This is a genomic window from Bacillus sp. FSL K6-0069, from assembly GCF_038007785.1.
Classification (GTDB): domain Bacteria; phylum Bacillota; class Bacilli; order Bacillales; family Bacillaceae_G; genus Bacillus_A; species Bacillus_A mobilis.
Map to the genome: position 1 here is coordinate 4774931 of NZ_JBBOXN010000001.1, position 16880 is coordinate 4791810.

The following is a 16880-nucleotide window of genomic DNA, read 5'->3' on the forward strand; positions in this document are numbered from 1 at the left end:
TTTATTATTTGAATGTCCTCCACATTCAAACAATAAAAAAACCTTTCCGCTTTAGAGAAGCAGAAAGGTTTATATGCGTATATAACAACATTATCCCTCTCTCTCATCTCTCAAAGCATTTGCTTTGCAGGAATTGGCACCATTTCAACATAAGTTGACGGTTGCCGGGCTTCACAGGGCACAGTCCCTCCACCTCTCTTGATAAGAGAAATCAGATTACATTTTCGTCTGATTTGTAATTTATGAAATTGTCTATATTTTATGAATTGAATTGTATCAATATCCACACACCATGTCAACAGAAATTTTCTTAAAAAATGAAACTTCAGAATTTTAAGCGCCTACTGACATCGGTTTACATATATGAAACATCGATTCAACTAATAGCATCGTTCGATACGTTCCCGAATATTGCACACGTCCATCGTTCATTAACATTTGCAACCTTACATTGCCGTTCACCAATTGTTTTACATCTTCTTCATCTACACAAACGATTTGCTCCGTTCCTCTTTCCTCATGTAGCAGCTCTATATAATCCCTTGAAATTTGTAGCGAACAACTTTCATCTCCAAAACGGAAATTAACCGTTTTTTCTCCTTGTCTTAAAAGCGGCTCTAAATGATATTGACCATTAGCGTAATTTACAAATGATTGTAGCAAAGAATATAATTTCACCCTAAATCACATCCTTCATATCACTTTCTATTACACATACCATTCCCTCTCACTAAAGAGCAATCCTGTTACTTTCGCTCGACAAATACTGTAACCACACTGCCTCTCGACATATTTCCCGAGAAATATGTCGAGGCGGCAAAAACTTTGCCGCCTATTTTAATTCCGTATATAAATATTCAACCGAATGAAATGCATATATCTTCTTCATGAGTGTCCCATTTTCAAAAACAAGTAAACACGGTACACTTTCGATTCCATACTCTTTCGCTAAATGCGGAGCATAATTTAAATCTAACATTCCAATTTGGAGGTCTCCAATTGTCATCTCAACGACTGTTAACATCTTTTTTGCTAATTGGCATGTTCCACACATTGGAGTATATACATATAACACTGTTTTTTCTTCGTTCTCTATTAGGGCTGTTGCTTCGGCTCCTGTCCAGTCAATCACTTCTATCATTCCTTACCGTAAATATTCTGTATAAACGTCAATGTCAGCTCCCCATAATACATTTGCTAAGTGTGAAGATGGCGCAGTTGCCACTTCTCGGTACGAGCGATCAATATAAATATGCTCTGCTTGCGGAAATTCTTTTCGAAACTGTTTCCTTAACTTTTCTCCAGCATCATCAGCATCCACTAGTACATACACTTCCTTATCAAAAAACTGATCAACGAGCTCATCCATTTTCGACAAACCAATTGTACCATTTGTACAAACGATTTCCACCGGTTCCCGAATAATAGATTCAATCTTTCTTCTATCTGATGTACCTTCTACAATAATGACTTTTTCCACATAAATCATATGTCATCACCCGATCACCATATACTATACAACCTTTAACTTAGTATATAGTATATTCGTTATTTTCATGTTGTTTCCTGTTTATTTTTGCAAAAGAAAAGCGCAAGCGGCTCGCTCAGAACAAGAGGGCATTGGAACTCCTGAACTAGAGGCGCTCTTTGCCTCAAGTTCAGGAGTGAAATGACCGACTGTTTAGCCATGAAGGGCTAGGAGATGGAGCTGGACAATAAAAACTTAGACGAAAAAGTTTTTTCAAAAAACGTTCTCCTACACAATAATTAGTATATGATTCTACATTCATTATTTTACATCAAATAAAAAAGGACAGCACAAAGGCTGTCCTTTAGTCGACTATAATTAGTCTTGGTTTGTCATTTCTGCATATTTTTCAGCAGTTAATAACTTCTCAACTTGGCTTGCATCAGAAAGTTCAACTTTAACCATCCATGCACCCTCGTATGGAGATTCGTTAACAAGTTCTGGTTGGTCACTTAATTCTTCGTTTACTGCTACAACTTTACCACTTACAGGTGCGTATAACTCAGAAACTGTTTTAACAGATTCTACGCTTCCGAATGGCTCGTCAGCTTCGATTGTTGCACCTACTTCAGGAAGTTCAACGAATACGATATCGCCTAGCTCACCTTGTGCAAAGTGAGTAATACCGATAACAACTTCATTACCTTCAGTTTTTACCCATTCGTGTTCTTCAGAGTAACGTAAATTATTTGGAATGCTCATGACTGTACCTCCAGTGAATGTATTAATTATGTAAAAATACCTTATTGGTACTTTTTCCACACACTTTCAAACTGCTCTTCGTTAAAACCAAGTGTTACATTCGTTCCATTTGTTACGATTGGACGTTTAATCAACATGCCATCAGATGCTAAAAGCTCGTACATTTCGTCTTCACTTGCATCCTTTAACTTATCTTTCAGACCAAGTTCACGGTAACGCATTCCACTTGTATTAAAGAATTTTTTTAATGGTAATTCACTTTTTTCATGTAAATTACGTAAATCTTCTTTTGATGGTGGATTTTCAACAATATGAATCATCTCATATGCTACATCGTTTGCCTCAAACCATTTCTTTGCTTTTTGACATGTGCCACACTTTGGATATGAATAAAATGTTACTGTCATAAATTCACCTACTTTTTTACTAACCTTTACCTTTATCATATAGAAAACGTTTTATTATTTCAAACGATTATTCGCTAAACTTTTACTTATTTCGTGATAATTTTTAATAATCCTGCAAATTTTTCTTATTTTTCCGCCATTTGTTAAGAAAAAATAAATATATAAATTTTTTTGATTCTTCTCTTATCACTCACCGAACATATATCTTAAACAAACGTTTGATTAATTCCCCACTTTTCTTTGCTGACCCTTGAGCTGCATCAATTTCTTCTTACCGAACATACATCTTAAACAAACGTTTGATTAATTCCCTATTTTTCTTAGTTAACCCTTGATCTGCATCGATTTCTTCCTACCGAACATATATCTTAAACAAACGTTTGATTAATTCCACATTTTCCTTCATTAACCCTTGGGCTATATCAGTTTCTTCCTACCGAACATATATCTTAAACAAACGTTTATTTAACCACTTCATCCTATAGTCACAAAATCCGGAAACACTTTACATGACAAAGGCGTACAGATGAAAGAAACTAACGATTTTGGCCGTAATAATGAGAGTATTCCATGATATTGAAGAAATTACTGTAAAGAAAAAAGACGCATTTAAATGGATGCGTCTTTTGGCGATGTTTCTTTTGTGAAATCATATAAAGCAATTGCGCCTAAAATAACTAGTATACTTTCAGGGGCATCTAACAAAATTGTTCTCCAAGTTTCTGATATTACCCATTTAATACCTGCCGCTGATTCAAGATATGCTTGAAAATAACCGATTGTAAAATCAATTACAAATAAACATACAAGTAATGTTAGACCAAAACGAATTAATTTCTTGTTTTTAAACATACAACACCTCTCAAAGTTCATTGGATATTTCTGAGTTCAGTCCCTTACATATAAAAATCCTTATATTTAATTTTATCATACGAAATATCCAAATAAATACAATATGCATATTTGCATATTTCTTGCATATTGAGGAATTACTGTTAATAAAAAGGCCCTACAAGCAACCTCATAACAATGGAATCATTTGAACCACTATATAACCGATTCCTGCATGCGAAATAAAGGAGAAGCCTCGTTTACAGGCTCCTTCATCATCTATTCAAGTAATCGGCAATTGTTTGAAATACGACGATATACATATTATGAATACTTTCTTCCGTATTTCCACCATTCGATAAACCAACTGCCCATTGTTGTCCTTCACCACTTCCGATATTCGCAAAGCCTTGCGTATACATAGCATTTACATCTTTTCGTGCACTGTTATAATCTATCCCTTTTGTAATAAACGTTGAATATGATTTATCTTGCAAACCGATAAAAAACACTGGTTTCTTTAGCGATGAAAATACACTTTTATACTGCTCAGTTGAGGCCTCTTGAAAGTGATCTTTCATTATCAGAAAACCATCCACTTCCTTAGATTTCTTTTCCAGTTCCCCTAACTTCGTTTCCTCAAACTTTATATTCCTAAACGTATCTTTCGGCTTCTCTCCAACAACTCCAATTACGAGTGCTCTTCCGTTATATTCTAATTTCTCTCCTTCTTTATCCTTTGCACACCCAGCACTCACTAGGCATATCAATATAAAAAATAAGAAATACGATAAACGCTTCATATAGCACCCTCCCCTTCTTTTCAGTCAAGTGACAAAAACGTAAGGTTCATTCAAGAAAATGTAAGTAAAATCGATAGCCCAAATTACGTTTCTATATTATAATCAATTGAATTTACTTACATTACTAAACATAGGAGATTATCATGAAGAAATTTAAACTTTCATCTTTTCTTCCGTTAAGTTATATACTTCTACTCGTACTCGTAAGTCCCCTTTACGATGTATTAAATAAATCGGCTGTTCACGCAGTAGATGTCACAACTGTAGTAGATGATTGGATTCCATTTGTGAAAGCATTTATTATTCCTTATTTACTTTGGTTCCCTTACTTATACGGCGCACTTATTTATTACTGCTTTGCAGATCGAAAACAATATTATGTCACTTTAAGTAGTATCATTCTTGGAAAACTTGCTTGTTTTTCTATTTATTATTTTTGGCAGACAACTGTACCACGTCCAACAGTCGTTGGATCAGACGTATTTTCCGAACTAGTCCGCTATATTTATAGTATCGATCAACCGGTAAACTGTTTCCCTAGCATTCACGTACTTACTACCTTCATCATTATGCTAGCTGCCTTTAGACGTAGAGAACAACATGCTTTTGAATATTATATCCTTATGTTCTTCGGTACGCTTATTATTTTATCAACACTATTTACGAAGCAACACGCGTTTGTAGACGCCATCTCTGGCATGACGCTTGCAAGCATACTTTACTTCGGCGTTCAGTTATTATTAGCAAAAGAAACAGTACGTGTTCCAGTAAAACAAAATCAAAAAATGTAAAAAGCAGACTGTGGCTTCCAGTCTGCTTTTCTCTATATAAAAGGAGATTTTCAATTTAAGATTGCGGTACAGTCATATCACCAGAGTGAATACGACCTGCTTTTTTAAGAGCAATGTAAAGTATATAAGAAACAGCTACTGGAATGATGATATAAGTGATTACCATCGCTGGAACAACTTCCCATCCTTCGCTGGAAATTAAATTAATTGGTGCGATAAGAGAGCTTAATCCAAGACCTGCAATTTCTTTTCCTGCTTCCAGTTGGAAAATCAATGCGGATACAGGACCAACTATAGCACTGGCGACAACAGTTGGGACGAGAATCATTGGATTTTTAGTGATATTTGGCAACTGTACTTTCGGAGTACAAAGAGCCTGAGCTAATATACCGCCTAAATTATTTTCTTTCGCTGAGATAACAGAGAATCCGATAAACTGAGCAACGCAACCTGCAAGAGCAGCACCACCTGCAACACCGTCTAAGCTAAGTGCGATCGCTAACGCAGCTGATGAAGCTGGAGAGATAAGTAATAGTCCCCAAACGACTGCAATCACGATAGAAGCAATAAACGGGCTACCAGCTGAGCTATCTTTAATAAATGCTCCAATTGTATTTAAAACAGGAGTAATATTATGAGATAACCAAATACCGACTAAACCAGAACCTAATATGGCCGCAAATGGAACGAGCATCATATCTAATGCAGTTTTCCCGCTTAAACGTTTACCAATATATACAGCTAAAGTTGCTGTTAATAATGCACCGATTGGCTCACCTGTTTTAATGATTAGACCTGCTTCAGTAATTGAAATGGATCCGGCACCAATCGCTCCAGCTACCATAGCCGAGAAGATTACAAGACCGTTTGCACCGAGCATAAAAGCAATTCCGGCACCAATGGCTGGTGCCATAAGTGATTTTGCAACAACTCCGATTGTAATAAGCAGTGGAATATCAACAATTCTTCCTATATTTTCGATTAGTAAACCAATTCCAAGGGATACGAAAATACCTTGCGCGATTCCAGCTGACGCTTTAAATACACGAGACATTATATATTCCTTCATTTGTTTCACCTTCTCCTATAAGTTAGTAACCAATTGTTTTCATATAATCACGTAAAATATCGTTTGATTTTGCGAATCGAGATTCTTCATCCTCTGTTAGATTTAGTTCTACAACTTCTTTCATACCATCTCTAGTAATAATAGCTGGCACTCCTGTACAAATATCATATTCACCGTACTCTCCATCTAAAATGGCCGATACAGCAATGACACGGTGATCATCGTTAAAGATTGAACTCGCAATATATGCTAGAGAGTTTCCGATTCCGTAATAAGTAGTTCCTTTACGCTTATAAATTTCCCATCCAGCTTTTGCAGTCTTCTCAACAATTTCATCTAAATCTATTTCACCAAATTTGTCTTTTTTCTCTTCTAAAATTTGTAGAATTGGCTTTCCACCAACAGTTACGTGAGACCAAGCAACCATTTGAGAATCACCGTGTTCTCCTAATGAATACCCATGAATGCTACGAGGATCTACATGTAACATTTCAGATAAAATTGTTCGTAAGCGAGAAGAATCTAGTGATGTACCAGTACCGATTACACGATTTCTAGGTAATCCAGATAATTTCCACACTTGATATGTAATAATATCAACTGGGTTCGATGCAAGTAAGAAAATACCATCAAATCCACTTTCCATTACGCCGCCAACAACACTTTCCATAATCTTCGCACTCGCTCCTAAAGTATCTAAGCGACTTTGCCCAGGCTTTGGTGCTGGTCCTGCTGTAATAATAACGATGTCCATATCTTTGCAGTCTTCATAGCTTCCTGCATATACTTTTGTTCTTGTATTTGTAAAGTTAATGCAGTGTGATAAATCCATTGCTTCCCCAACTGCACGTTCATGATTTATATCAATTAATAATAGTTCTTCGCAAATGCCTTGATTCACAATGGAATATGCACAACTTGATCCAACTAATCCAGTACCGATAATTGCAATTTTTCTTGTATTTCGTTTCATAGCAATCTCTCCTAATTGATCATATAATCTATTTCTTTTGTTCTTTACACTCCTAATTATAGAGATTCCCACGATATAAACCATGGATACTTTGTGAAATATTGAGCAAACTTTTGTCCTTTTTGTGAATTGTCATATTCCATTTTCGTCATATTTGTTACAACTGGAAAAATATTTATCATGTATTTATTGACATGCCCAAAACAAAAAAACGAGCGACTTCATTCGCTCGTTTTTTCATCCCATTATTCCGCACTTAATTGGCTTTTTAATTGCTGGACAATCATTGGATTCGCAGGTGCAGCTGGTTTATAATAACTTTTTTGCTTTGCGTACTCATACATATTACGTTGACGCATCTCATCTTGATTACGAATTTGAATTAACGTTTGATGTAACTGTTCGTTATCAGACTGAGAAATATAATTTGCATAACTTGTTAAACTTGCATTTAACCCTGCTAAATAATCATTTACCATATCTTTTTCATTCATCTGTCGCTTCCTCCTATCCTAGGAAAGTCATTAATTGCTGTTTCGTATTTCTTGCATCTTGCGCATCCTTTTGTAGCATTTGTTTCAACTCTGGATCTGTACACGTCTGTGCATACTGCTCCAACTTGTTAATAATTGTTGCGTGTCCACCGATTAAATGACGTAAGTTTTCTACTTCAAGCTCTGTTAAGTTTTGCATAGAATACTCCTACCTTTCTTTGTTCGTTCACTGTTAGTATTTAGCTATTTTTTGATTGTATGCATGAATTAACTTTTTTACGTGCATACAAAATAAAAGATGAATAGCTAAGCCATTCATCTTTTATACTGGTTATGTATTCATTTTTATAGAGATACAATCATACTTATACTCACAAGTAAGTTCCATACAATGTGTAAAATAATACTAGGTATAACAGATTGCGTCTTTTTGTATAACATAGCCAATACAATCCCCATAATCGTTGCTGTAATTAGAAGACCTCCATGAAGAATCCCAAAAATGAAGGAAGAAATAATAATACCAACTAAAAAATTATATTTCCTTTCTAGAAATCGATATAAAATACCTCGAAATAGAATTTCTTCTTTAACCGGTGTAATTATAGCAACACTTAACACATATATAATACTTTGTATGCTATTTTGAATCCTTAAGCTCCCTAATTGTTCCTTCTGTTCTGCTGCACTTTCGAAACTAAACACATGTAACATTAAATATTGTGATAACGCAATGATAATAAAACCAATTAATAGATATAAATATGTCTTCCCATTCTTCAAAACGGATACATCCCAAATAGATTTAATAAAATGAAGAACTGGTTTATAAGCTAATAAAATGATAACAACAACAGCTGCATCAAATAAGAGTAAATAATATCCTTCTAAATTAGTACTTAATACTTCTTCTCCATAAATCTCAAAGGCTAAACCAAGGAATAATCCTCCTAGGAGTGAAATCCCTATAATCATTGCTATCATTACAAATAGGTTTTTATATGTTATATTCTCTATTTCTCTTTCCACACTATACGCTTCTAACACTGTTTTACTCACAGTATCCCTCCAGTTATTCTCATTTGTCTTAATAAAATCCTTTAATTGAAATATAAAGATAATATAACAAAATTTCCAAAAAGAATAATATGCAATTTTACATATTATGAAAGCTTTGCATTCTATAGTTTTAGAAATCAAATTGCTATACAATAATTATTGTATGAAATTTCAAAAAAGACCTTCTATCCACCATAGCCCTCGTATCATATAAAACTGATTAGTTAAAGGAGCAATGAACATGAAAACACATGACTTCCTTACAGAAATCCAGAAGGGTTCTGAGCCTAGTCCATATCAAGATCCTATCGCATTCAGTTTCGTTTGCTTTTTCTTAGCGATATATACATTTTTCAAACCTGTAAAATGATATCCTTTAACGAGAAAAAGCCTACCGTTCTTTTAAAATCATATGTACTAAAAAACCTTAGAATCACTTCTAAGGTTTTTGTTTGCCTCGCTTCTTATTCACGTAATCCTTTAATAAACGTTTCCAATAATACATGTAAACTTGTATCTAAATCTAATGGCAGACCAAATCCACCTTGTTGTTCAATCGATGCAAATCCATGACAAATACTTCTGAATCCACGTGTCGCATGAAGTGCATTCTCTCCTTCTAAGCCGTACTGTTGTAAAACATGAAGACAAAGATTTACAATTCCGTCACCTGCTTTTCTTACTTCTTCATCTCTTAAAAAGGTTGCTTCATACAGCCCAGGATGTTTGCGTACGAATGCTACATATGCTTCTCCTAAAGCATGAATTGCTTCGTCCATACGTTTACCCTCAGCCGCTTCTTCCAGTCTGTTATGCAGCTGTTTGATTCCGTACATACCAAGATTTTTCCGTACATCTTGTAAACCTTTCACATGATTGTATAGCGAGGGTGAACGTACCCCTAATGTTTGCGCTAATGATGCTAACGTTACTTCTTGCATTCCATTTTCATCCGCAATTTCTACCGCTGTTTCTACAATTTTCTGTAATGTAAGTCCGATTCTCGGTGACATCAATTAACCCTCTTTTCTACTTTCTATATTCCGCTTAGCTTCCTTAATAGCAATTTTTATTGCAGTGCCTGGGTCCTTTATCATTTTTCCATGTCCTGCCGCAAGCAAGGAAGGCTCATATTCGCTTAACTTCTCTGCACTTTGTAATGATATTTCTTTGCTCCACGTTGCCATCGCAGGAAACGGAAACCAAAATTTCATTTGTCCCGAAACAGCCATACCTCCTCTTGTTTGGAATGCATCCCCGACAATAAGAACTTTATTCCGCACATCAAGAAACGACATGGAGCCTGGCGTATGTCCCGGTGTCATAATCGCAAGAAGCGATCCAACTCGGTCGCCATCTTCCAATAACACATCAGGGACCGTTTTTACTTTTTTAGGTACACCGCCTTTTATCGGTATATTCAGTTCATCCTTTTGTAACGTCGTATCTCCTTCTAACAGCTTTGCGTCCCGCTTAGAAATATAGACTGGAACATTAGGAAGTACTTCCTTTAATGCGTCTAATGCACCGATGTGATCATCATGCGCATGCGTTAATATAATCTTAGTAATGGGTTTCCCTATGTTCTCAGCCGCCTGTAAAATACCTTTTGCGCTATATGGCAAAGCCGCATCAATTAAAGTTAAACCATCTTCTTCCTCCACAAAGTAACAATTCACAGGAAACACTCTTGGTAAAAATGACAATTGATATACCGTTTTTTCATGTATCATTCTCATATTTCCATCTCCCTTTTCACGAAAACTAATACCATTAGTTTTATGTCACTAAAAATTTCATTTTTTAAAGGAAGAACATAATTACTCAGATAAAACTATCCACCGTATCTATAATGTTCTAAACTGACTTCACGAAGCATTAGATTTACCAAGCCTATTAGAAAGTGTAGTCCAAATAGATCAGCCCGACCGAGAATTACATGATAAAGATTTTATATCTTTTGAAGAAGAAGCCTGCCTGAAACAAGTAATCACTTCACTAAATGGTCTTACAGATAAACAGCTATCAATTCGACCGATGCTTTTAAATAGAAATCTCTCAATTATTTTATTACTTTTAGACTACAGATTATCATTACACGAGCTTGTTTCCTTGCAAATGAAACATGTTCATTTCGAAAACAATACAATTTCTATCTCGAAAGACTCAAAAACAAATCGTACGATTCATTTAAATGAAAAAGATAAGCTACATTTATATACGTATTATAACGATATACCAAAATCCATTCGTCCTAAATATCACAGTAATGATCCGTTATTTGTAGCCTTTGATTCATGTCGGAAAACATACTATTGGAGCTATGATGATGACGCTCTAAAATCGTTAGCGGAAGTATCAGTACAAAAAATGATTCGTTTAGAAATTGAACGTACTAATCTCCGAAAAGGGATTTCAGCGCAACATTTCCATAATACTTTTATTTTGAGGAAGTTTAAAAAGAGGATTGATAAAAACAGATTGGATTCAAATCGGATTATTCCTTAAAAAGATATTACACTTAATTTACTACATGCAGTCCTTGGAAAATATCATTGAAAACAATATGCTAAATGTGTAACTTTCACACACACCTATCTTTTTAACTATTTCAAGAGAGAAAAGGGTGCAAAATGAAAAAATAGACCCAAATAAAAGATAGCATAGCACTATAATAAATAAGTCCTTTTTGGTAAAAGCACTATACATTGTTGAAATCCCCTATTTCTCTATAGTAATTATCATTTCCAGTAAGATAACTTGCCTGTCATTTCTAAATACCCCCTTCAATTCTGATGAGGGCATTTAGAATAAAAACCTCCACACTTTATATTAAGAACTCTTCCCTGCACAAAATGCTGAACATAGAAGAAATACGATACCTAATCCAACCCCAACTACCATCGAATAGTCAACAGTATTTTTCAATGATAATCCACCTATAATAGATGCGACAAAAAACAGTAGAAACATAGTTGTATGTTTTTTTTTCATTTTTTATCATTCCCTCCAAATTTATTGTACAGTCTAAACTATTTTATAATATGTTTTCAAACACAACAGACATTAAATATAGAAAATTGGAATACAAGAAGATTACAAATGAAAAGCGATTTAAAAAATCAGATATGGATTTACAGTAAATCTCATTATCTACACGATACATTCTGATGTATTAGGACGATTATTATCTCGAAAACAAAAAAACTTAATATGATTTCAACTCCCTTTTTTTAAGGCATACCACAATCCATTAATATATATTAGCAATTTTATATTGAATATATCAAAACTAACAATCTTATTTTTTGTGTTTAAACCATTCCTCAAATTCACTTTTACTATTAATCCCCATAATCCTATCTTTTTCCTTTCCGTTACTAAAATGGATTATCGTCGGAGTTCCAACTACACCATACTTATCCCATCCTTCTTCATACTCAAGTAGGTTTAACTGCTTCAATTCTACCCCGATTTTTTTTGATATAGGAGATACAATTGGTGTTACCTTTTTACAATGTTCACATGTAGGACTATAAAAATATACAGTAATATCTTTACCATTTTTAATTTCATTATCTAACTGTTCGGGTAAAATAATATTTTGATACAATGGATCTTTTAATTGTTCCCGTGTTGCTTTATGAATATCTTTTTTGTGATATGGGTTATTATCACTGTAACTATCCATGTTCTTCACCACTGAATACGCAACTATAAAACAGCTACCAATAATTAATAATGTAATTAAGATTTTTTTCATTTCCCCTCCCCCACCTTTTGTAAATATAACAATAACGCACATATACAAATAATTGAGAATGCAGTTAATGCAAGAAATGGAATTGTAATGAAATTAAACCAATTAATATATTGTCCCACGCATGGTACTCTTCCACAAAACCCTTCAGTATTAATATGAAAAATGCCTTTTTGAATTCCATAATGATAACCAGAAAAAAATATACCTAATATCGATAAAGGAAGTACATAAATCACATAATTATACTCTTTTCTAATAGTTGCAATAACTCCAGTTACTGCAATTGGATACATTAAAACCCTTTGTATCCAGCACAATTTACAAGGTTCATATTCAAGTATTTCTGAAAAAAATAAACTCCCCATCGTTGCGATCAACGATATAAGCCAAATTAAAAATAATAATTGATCACTGTTTCTTCTTACCATTACAAAGCACCTCGATGTAATTAATCTTTTTCAGGTAAATTATTTATTATTTTCTTTACATTTATTATTTTCACTTCTTGTTTTTGTTGTTTTATTACCTCTGAATTATTAACAAGAATAGACTTTATATTTTCAGATGTAACCTGTGAATAATTTGATAAAAGATAAGCAACAACACTTGTAACAATCGGAGCAGCCGCAGAATTACCACCAAACATTCCTTTTTGACTCTTTTGATCTACTCGAGTAGTTAATATGTCATCACCCGGAGCAAATATATCTACTTTTCCAATATCCGATGCATTAATTAATTTTTTTTCCTTGTTAATAGCACCAACGCTAATAACCCCCTGATAGGCAGCTGGATAATATACTGAGTTTGTTGAATCATTACCATTGGCAGCTATGATTATAACTCCTTTAGATAAAGCATCCTTAACCGATTTTTTTAATAAATCATTATTTTTAGTCGTCCCTGAACTAATATTAACAATCCTTGCACCCTTTTCTACTGATAGATCAATAGCTTTCGCCAAATCATTTGAAGTCATTCCCATATCTGTTCCCGATTGGATCGATATTATCTCTCCTTTAGGTATCAATCCACCTGGATCCGTATAGCCATCTCCATTTGATATTAGAATTCCGGTTACCATAGTGCCATGATATTGCTGTGATACTTTTGAATTCTTACTTAAGAAAAACTGTTCTAAATTAGCATCTTTTAAAAATCTATTATTAGAATCAACGCCTGTATCAATAATAGCAATTTTAGGAGTTTTCCCTTTAAAAGGAAGCTCTCCTTGTGCATTAATTACCTTTACAGTTTCACCATACATTCCTTTACTATCTGTATATTTATAAAATACGAATAAAGATGCTGTTAATATAACTAACAATAGTACTACTAGCTTGTTTTTTTTCAAAACAATCACCTCTGATAAAAATATGTAGCTAAAATGATAGTGAAATCCCCTTTATATTATAAACTTTGTATTACATAAATAAGTAATATTAATTTGCATAAGAAATAAACTCGAATTAAGACGGCAGTTAATTATCCTCACAAAATTTCAACTTAATTATTTGCTGTAATGTTTTTTATTAATAGATGGTCCGGGAATGTTTTAAATAATCCCTTCTATATTCATTTATCGATAAACTAGAAAACAATTACTAAGAAAAACTAATAGCTTTCTGCTTTTAAGCAGAAAGCTATTAGTTTTTTGCTTGTTATTTTCTTAAAGCTTTTCCTAAGCAATATCCAATTGTACCACCAGTGATACTAGATCCACCATATAAACATGGCGCACAAGCTGCTCCACCAGTAGCCGCACAAGCTCCACCGCAAATAAATCCTAAAGCTGCAACTAATGCCCAAGCAACCCCTTGAGAGCTCAAACAATCTTGGAAATAGCTGAATGACCACTGCGGTTGAACATCCGGTTTTTCCAATACTACATCAGTAACCACTTGGCCGTTTGACCATGTTTTTAAAGTAGCAGTATCTTCATTTAACTGATTTAAGTTAACTTCAAATACTGACACTACCTCTTTATTTTGATTGAAGATCACGGAAAAACCATTAAGCTTCTCAGTCTCACTTTCTCCTTTAACCGATACTTTCACAAAATAGTTACCATTCTCTAGAGTACGAGCAACAACTTTAGAGAAATTCAACTTAGTATTTTCTAATGATTGAAGCTTAATTTTCCCCTCTGATAATTTTTTTTCTACTAAATTAGTTAAATCTTTTTCTACCTTTTTACTAACTGTTTTAGTTTTGCTATCAAAATCCTTAGACATTTCTTCAAATTGACTTCCTAGCCCTGTAACTTGTTCAGTTTGTTCTGCACTTACACTTTCCACAAATGAAGAAAAACCAAATGTTAGAGCCATACTAAAAGCTACTAATACTGAAATAAATCTTTTAAACATATAAACCTCTCCCTTTTATAATTTTTCATCTAAATATATGGTTATATAAATTGATGACGTGAAATATTAAAAACTTCTAAACTAATTATCCATTGCATAATAAAACACTATATAACCTGAAGAACATGCAACGGTCCCCTTAACGATAAAACATTTATATTTTTATAACATCAGCAAAAGCATTTGTATCGAATTTATGTTCTATATAAATTTGATGCCATACCATAAATGATAGAACTGTCCAGATTTTACGACTATAATCCCCTTTACCAACGTAGTGCGACTCGAGTAACTTCAAAACATAGTTCTTATCAATTAGATGTTCAGTTTGACTCTCACTAATAATCTCTACAGCCCAATCATACATTTCATTCTTTAGCCAGTGTCGAATTGGAACAGGGAAACCTAGTTTTTTACGATTTAATACATGATCAGGAACAATTCCTTTTACTGCTTCACGTAAAATATTTTTCGTTGTTCCATTTGCAATTTTCAAGTTCGTTGGAATTTTTGATGCAACATCAAATACTTCTTTATCTAAGAAAGGAACACGAAGTTCTAAAGAATGTGCTAATGTCATTCTATCTGCTTTTACAAGAATATCACCACGAAGCCAAGTAAACATATCAATATACTGCATTTTACTTACATCATCGTAGGAATTGATTTCATCGTAAAGAGGTCTTGTAATATCCATATAACTAATAGCATCTTTATAATGCTGCATAAACTTTATTTTTTCACTTTCTTTAAAAATTTTCGCATTCCCATAGTATCGCTCTTCAATGGGTGTACATCCACGGACGAGAAAATTCTTACCCTTTAAATCTTCTTGTAGAACGCCACTCAATGCTTTCAAAACACGCTTTCCAGTCGATGGAATATATTGGAATATTTTTAATGAATTTGGCTCACGATAAATATTGTAACCACCAAATAGTTCATCCGCACCTTCACCAGATAAAACAACTTTTGCACGCTTACGTGCCTCTTTTGCTACAAAATATAAAGGAACAGCTGCTGGATCTGCTAATGGATCGTCCATATGCCACATTATCTTTGGAAATTCTTTCATAAATTCTTCCGGTGTTATCAGTGCACTATAATTTTGAACATTGAGTTTTTCTGCGGTTTCCTGTGCCACATCAACTTCACTAAAACCTTCACGTTCAAACCCCACAGAAAATGTATGTAGATTTGGATTTAATTCTCTTGCAATAGAGACAATGATAGAAGAATCTATGCCACCCGACAAGAAAGCACCAACCGGTACATCACTACGCATATGCATATTTACAGAATCGTATAATACTTTACGAATGTTATTAATATGTTCTTCCTTAGTTTCCTTAGAAGCATTAAAATATGGCTTCCAGTAGCGATGAATGGAAATAGGTTTCCCCGATTCTTTAATAAAATAGTGTCCTGGCTCAAGCTTATTAATATCTTCGTTCATTGATTGTGGTTCTGGTACATATTGATATGTAAAATAATGCTGTAAAGAAGCGATATTCACACCTTTATCCTTCAAAATGTGCAGGATACTTTTTTTCTCAGAAGCAAAATAAATTGTATCTTCTTCTTGAGCAAAAAATAATGGCTTAATACCAAAATGATCACGTGCACCAAATAATTGTTTTTCCTCACGATCCCAAATAATAAATGCAAACATACCACGTAAATAATCAACACACTTTTCTTTCACATGTGCATATAGTGCAATAAGCACTTCTGTATCTGATTGTGTTGAAAATGTAGCACCTTTCTTTAAAAGCATTTCTCGAAGTTCAATATAATTATAAATTTCTCCATTGAAAACAATAACATATCGTTCATTTTCATAAGTAAGAGGTTGATGACCCGCCGCTAAGTCTATAATACTTAATCGACGGAATCCTAATTGTACATGTTCATCTCGGAAATATCCTTCATCGTCAGGACCTCGGTGATGAATCATTGAATTCATTCCCTTAAATTGCATCATCTCTTTAGTTGAAAATTCTCTTGAATTCTCATGTAAACAACCTACAAAACCACACATAATATTTTTCCTCTTTCTGTATTAACTCTTTTATTTGTATTAGATAGGATATA

The 16880-nt window shown here is 33.9% G+C and carries 22 protein-coding genes, 1 pseudogene and 1 riboswitch; of the genes and pseudogenes, 3 read left to right on the plus strand and 20 right to left on the minus strand.

The genetic code is table 11. The features are described from left to right. Positions 1 to 100: 100 nt before the first annotated feature. Positions 101 to 208: riboswitch (SAM riboswitch) on the minus strand. Between the two features lie 125 nt (positions 209 to 333). From MHB74_RS24705 to MHB74_RS24735, 7 genes are all read right to left on the minus strand, one after another. After that, positions 334 to 678, minus strand: a complete 345-nt coding sequence (locus tag MHB74_RS24705; RefSeq protein ID WP_000781217.1) for a hypothetical protein — start codon at positions 676 to 678, stop codon at positions 334 to 336. A gap of 154 nt (positions 679 to 832) precedes the next feature. Further along, the gene (locus MHB74_RS24710; RefSeq protein WP_080467534.1) at positions 833 to 1141 is read right to left on the minus strand and encodes a thioredoxin family protein; all 309 of its coding nucleotides are present in this window, start codon (positions 1139 to 1141) and stop codon (positions 833 to 835) included. A gap of 3 nt (positions 1142 to 1144) precedes the next feature. Continuing rightward, a complete protein-coding gene (locus tag MHB74_RS24715; protein WP_000640869.1) occupies positions 1145 to 1489 on the minus strand; it encodes a toprim domain-containing protein in 345 nt (114 codons plus the stop codon). Between the two features lie 357 nt (positions 1490 to 1846). Further along, positions 1847 to 2230 carry a glycine cleavage system protein GcvH gene (gene gcvH / locus MHB74_RS24720; protein WP_000026896.1) on the minus strand — a complete coding sequence of 128 codons (384 nt, stop codon included), beginning with the start codon at positions 2228 to 2230 and terminating at the stop codon, positions 1847 to 1849. A gap of 41 nt (positions 2231 to 2271) precedes the next feature. Then, on the minus strand, positions 2272 to 2637 hold the full coding sequence (locus tag MHB74_RS24725; protein ID WP_000218969.1) for an arsenate reductase family protein: 366 nt from the start codon (positions 2635 to 2637) through the stop codon (positions 2272 to 2274). A 609-nt stretch (positions 2638 to 3246) separates the two neighbouring features. Next, positions 3247 to 3489 carry a DUF3937 family protein gene (locus MHB74_RS24730; RefSeq protein ID WP_061678018.1) on the minus strand — a complete coding sequence of 81 codons (243 nt, stop codon included), beginning with the start codon at positions 3487 to 3489 and terminating at the stop codon, positions 3247 to 3249. A 254-nt stretch (positions 3490 to 3743) separates the two neighbouring features. Next, the gene (locus MHB74_RS24735) at positions 3744 to 4271 is read right to left on the minus strand and encodes a hypothetical protein (protein WP_061678017.1); all 528 of its coding nucleotides are present in this window, start codon (positions 4269 to 4271) and stop codon (positions 3744 to 3746) included. Between the two features lie 143 nt (positions 4272 to 4414). Between MHB74_RS24735 and MHB74_RS24740 the strand changes: the two genes are divergently transcribed. Beyond that, the gene (locus MHB74_RS24740; protein WP_061678016.1) at positions 4415 to 5062 is read left to right on the plus strand and encodes a phosphatase PAP2 family protein; all 648 of its coding nucleotides are present in this window, start codon (positions 4415 to 4417) and stop codon (positions 5060 to 5062) included. A 55-nt stretch (positions 5063 to 5117) separates the two neighbouring features. Here MHB74_RS24740 and MHB74_RS24745 read toward each other — a convergent pair whose 3' ends face one another. The 5 genes from MHB74_RS24745 to MHB74_RS24765 all read right to left on the minus strand — a co-directional run bounded on the left by MHB74_RS24745 (position 5118) and on the right by MHB74_RS24765 (position 8657). Continuing rightward, positions 5118 to 6131: a PTS transporter subunit IIC gene (locus MHB74_RS24745; protein WP_000666174.1), complete on the minus strand. Its 1014-nt coding sequence runs from the start codon at positions 6129 to 6131 to the stop codon at positions 5118 to 5120. A 22-nt stretch (positions 6132 to 6153) separates the two neighbouring features. Beyond that, positions 6154 to 7104, minus strand: a complete 951-nt coding sequence (locus tag MHB74_RS24750; protein ID WP_061678015.1) for an L-lactate dehydrogenase — start codon at positions 7102 to 7104, stop codon at positions 6154 to 6156. 245 nt (positions 7105 to 7349) lie between these two features. Continuing rightward, positions 7350 to 7598, minus strand: coding sequence for a spore coat protein (locus tag MHB74_RS24755; RefSeq protein WP_001002992.1), 249 nt, complete (start codon positions 7596 to 7598; stop codon positions 7350 to 7352). A gap of 13 nt (positions 7599 to 7611) precedes the next feature. Beyond that, a complete protein-coding gene (locus MHB74_RS24760; protein ID WP_001180553.1) occupies positions 7612 to 7797 on the minus strand; it encodes a hypothetical protein in 186 nt (61 codons plus the stop codon). Between the two features lie 146 nt (positions 7798 to 7943). Continuing rightward, positions 7944 to 8657, minus strand: coding sequence for a CPBP family intramembrane glutamic endopeptidase (locus MHB74_RS24765; RefSeq protein WP_061678014.1), 714 nt, complete (start codon positions 8655 to 8657; stop codon positions 7944 to 7946). 241 nt (positions 8658 to 8898) lie between these two features. Here MHB74_RS24765 and MHB74_RS24770 point away from each other — a divergent pair, with 241 nt between their 5' ends. Next, positions 8899 to 9027, plus strand: coding sequence for a hypothetical protein (locus MHB74_RS24770; protein ID WP_270400891.1), 129 nt, complete (start codon positions 8899 to 8901; stop codon positions 9025 to 9027). 94 nt (positions 9028 to 9121) lie between these two features. On the opposite strand, the gene MHB74_RS24775 is transcribed toward MHB74_RS24770, so the two are convergent. Continuing rightward, positions 9122 to 9670: a TetR/AcrR family transcriptional regulator gene (locus tag MHB74_RS24775; protein ID WP_061678013.1), complete on the minus strand. Its 549-nt coding sequence runs from the start codon at positions 9668 to 9670 to the stop codon at positions 9122 to 9124. Positions 9671 to 9673: 3 nt separating this feature from the next. Further along, on the minus strand, positions 9674 to 10396 hold the full coding sequence (locus MHB74_RS24780; protein WP_061678012.1) for an MBL fold metallo-hydrolase: 723 nt from the start codon (positions 10394 to 10396) through the stop codon (positions 9674 to 9676). A 55-nt stretch (positions 10397 to 10451) separates the two neighbouring features. Between MHB74_RS24780 and MHB74_RS24785 the strand changes: the two are divergent. After that, positions 10452 to 11182, plus strand: a pseudogene (locus tag MHB74_RS24785) (integrase); the annotation flags it as partial. Positions 11183 to 11489: 307 nt separating this feature from the next. Here MHB74_RS24785 and MHB74_RS24790 read toward each other — a convergent pair. From MHB74_RS24790 to asnB, 6 genes are all read right to left on the minus strand, one after another. Continuing rightward, complete coding sequence (locus tag MHB74_RS24790; RefSeq protein ID WP_270400890.1) at positions 11490 to 11651, minus strand: hypothetical protein; 162 nt, start codon at positions 11649 to 11651, stop codon at positions 11490 to 11492. A gap of 307 nt (positions 11652 to 11958) precedes the next feature. Next, entirely contained in the window at positions 11959 to 12420 is a 462-nt protein-coding gene (locus MHB74_RS24795) for a thioredoxin family protein (RefSeq protein WP_061678011.1), read from the minus strand. Continuing rightward, positions 12417 to 12848, minus strand: coding sequence for a disulfide oxidoreductase (locus MHB74_RS24800; protein WP_061678010.1), 432 nt, complete (start codon positions 12846 to 12848; stop codon positions 12417 to 12419). The genes MHB74_RS24795 and MHB74_RS24800 overlap by 4 nt, the downstream gene beginning before the upstream one ends. A gap of 20 nt (positions 12849 to 12868) precedes the next feature. Beyond that, positions 12869 to 13783: a S8 family peptidase gene (locus tag MHB74_RS24805; RefSeq protein WP_270400889.1), complete on the minus strand. Its 915-nt coding sequence runs from the start codon at positions 13781 to 13783 to the stop codon at positions 12869 to 12871. A gap of 298 nt (positions 13784 to 14081) precedes the next feature. Beyond that, positions 14082 to 14786, minus strand: coding sequence for a hypothetical protein (locus MHB74_RS24810; protein WP_061678008.1), 705 nt, complete (start codon positions 14784 to 14786; stop codon positions 14082 to 14084). Positions 14787 to 14940: 154 nt separating this feature from the next. Beyond that, positions 14941 to 16827 carry an asparagine synthase (glutamine-hydrolyzing) gene (asnB, locus tag MHB74_RS24815; protein WP_061678007.1) on the minus strand — a complete coding sequence of 629 codons (1887 nt, stop codon included), beginning with the start codon at positions 16825 to 16827 and terminating at the stop codon, positions 14941 to 14943. Positions 16828 to 16880 lie beyond the last annotated feature (53 nt).

Coding starts and splice junctions, on each gene's coding strand:
- MHB74_RS24775 (WP_061678013.1), bottom strand. CDS start 9,670: ATGTCACCGAGAATCGGACTTACATTACAGAAAATTGTAGAAACAGCG.
- MHB74_RS24750 (WP_061678015.1), bottom strand. CDS start 7,104: ATGAAACGAAATACAAGAAAAATTGCAATTATCGGTACTGGATTAGTT.
- asnB (WP_061678007.1), bottom strand. CDS start 16,827: ATGTGTGGTTTTGTAGGTTGTTTACATGAGAATTCAAGAGAATTTTCA.
- MHB74_RS24730 (WP_061678018.1), bottom strand. CDS start 3,489: ATGTTTAAAAACAAGAAATTAATTCGTTTTGGTCTAACATTACTTGTA.
- MHB74_RS24795 (WP_061678011.1), bottom strand. CDS start 12,420: ATGAAAAAAATCTTAATTACATTATTAATTATTGGTAGCTGTTTTATA.
- MHB74_RS24800 (WP_061678010.1), bottom strand. CDS start 12,848: ATGGTAAGAAGAAACAGTGATCAATTATTATTTTTAATTTGGCTTATA.
- MHB74_RS24810 (WP_061678008.1), bottom strand. CDS start 14,786: ATGTTTAAAAGATTTATTTCAGTATTAGTAGCTTTTAGTATGGCTCTA.
- MHB74_RS24710 (WP_080467534.1), bottom strand. CDS start 1,141: ATGATAGAAGTGATTGACTGGACAGGAGCCGAAGCAACAGCCCTAATA.
- MHB74_RS24790 (WP_270400890.1), bottom strand. CDS start 11,651: ATGAAAAAAAAACATACAACTATGTTTCTACTGTTTTTTGTCGCATCT.
- gcvH (WP_000026896.1), bottom strand. CDS start 2,230: ATGAGCATTCCAAATAATTTACGTTACTCTGAAGAACACGAATGGGTA.
- MHB74_RS24725 (WP_000218969.1), bottom strand. CDS start 2,637: ATGACAGTAACATTTTATTCATATCCAAAGTGTGGCACATGTCAAAAA.
- MHB74_RS24735 (WP_061678017.1), bottom strand. CDS start 4,271: ATGAAGCGTTTATCGTATTTCTTATTTTTTATATTGATATGCCTAGTG.
- MHB74_RS24715 (WP_000640869.1), bottom strand. CDS start 1,489: ATGATTTATGTGGAAAAAGTCATTATTGTAGAAGGTACATCAGATAGA.
- MHB74_RS24760 (WP_001180553.1), bottom strand. CDS start 7,797: ATGCAAAACTTAACAGAGCTTGAAGTAGAAAACTTACGTCATTTAATC.
- MHB74_RS24745 (WP_000666174.1), bottom strand. CDS start 6,131: ATGAAGGAATATATAATGTCTCGTGTATTTAAAGCGTCAGCTGGAATC.
- MHB74_RS24755 (WP_001002992.1), bottom strand. CDS start 7,598: ATGAATGAAAAAGATATGGTAAATGATTATTTAGCAGGGTTAAATGCA.
- MHB74_RS24780 (WP_061678012.1), bottom strand. CDS start 10,396: ATGAGAATGATACATGAAAAAACGGTATATCAATTGTCATTTTTACCA.
- MHB74_RS24740 (WP_061678016.1), top strand. CDS start 4,415: ATGAAGAAATTTAAACTTTCATCTTTTCTTCCGTTAAGTTATATACTT.
- MHB74_RS24770 (WP_270400891.1), top strand. CDS start 8,899: ATGAAAACACATGACTTCCTTACAGAAATCCAGAAGGGTTCTGAGCCT.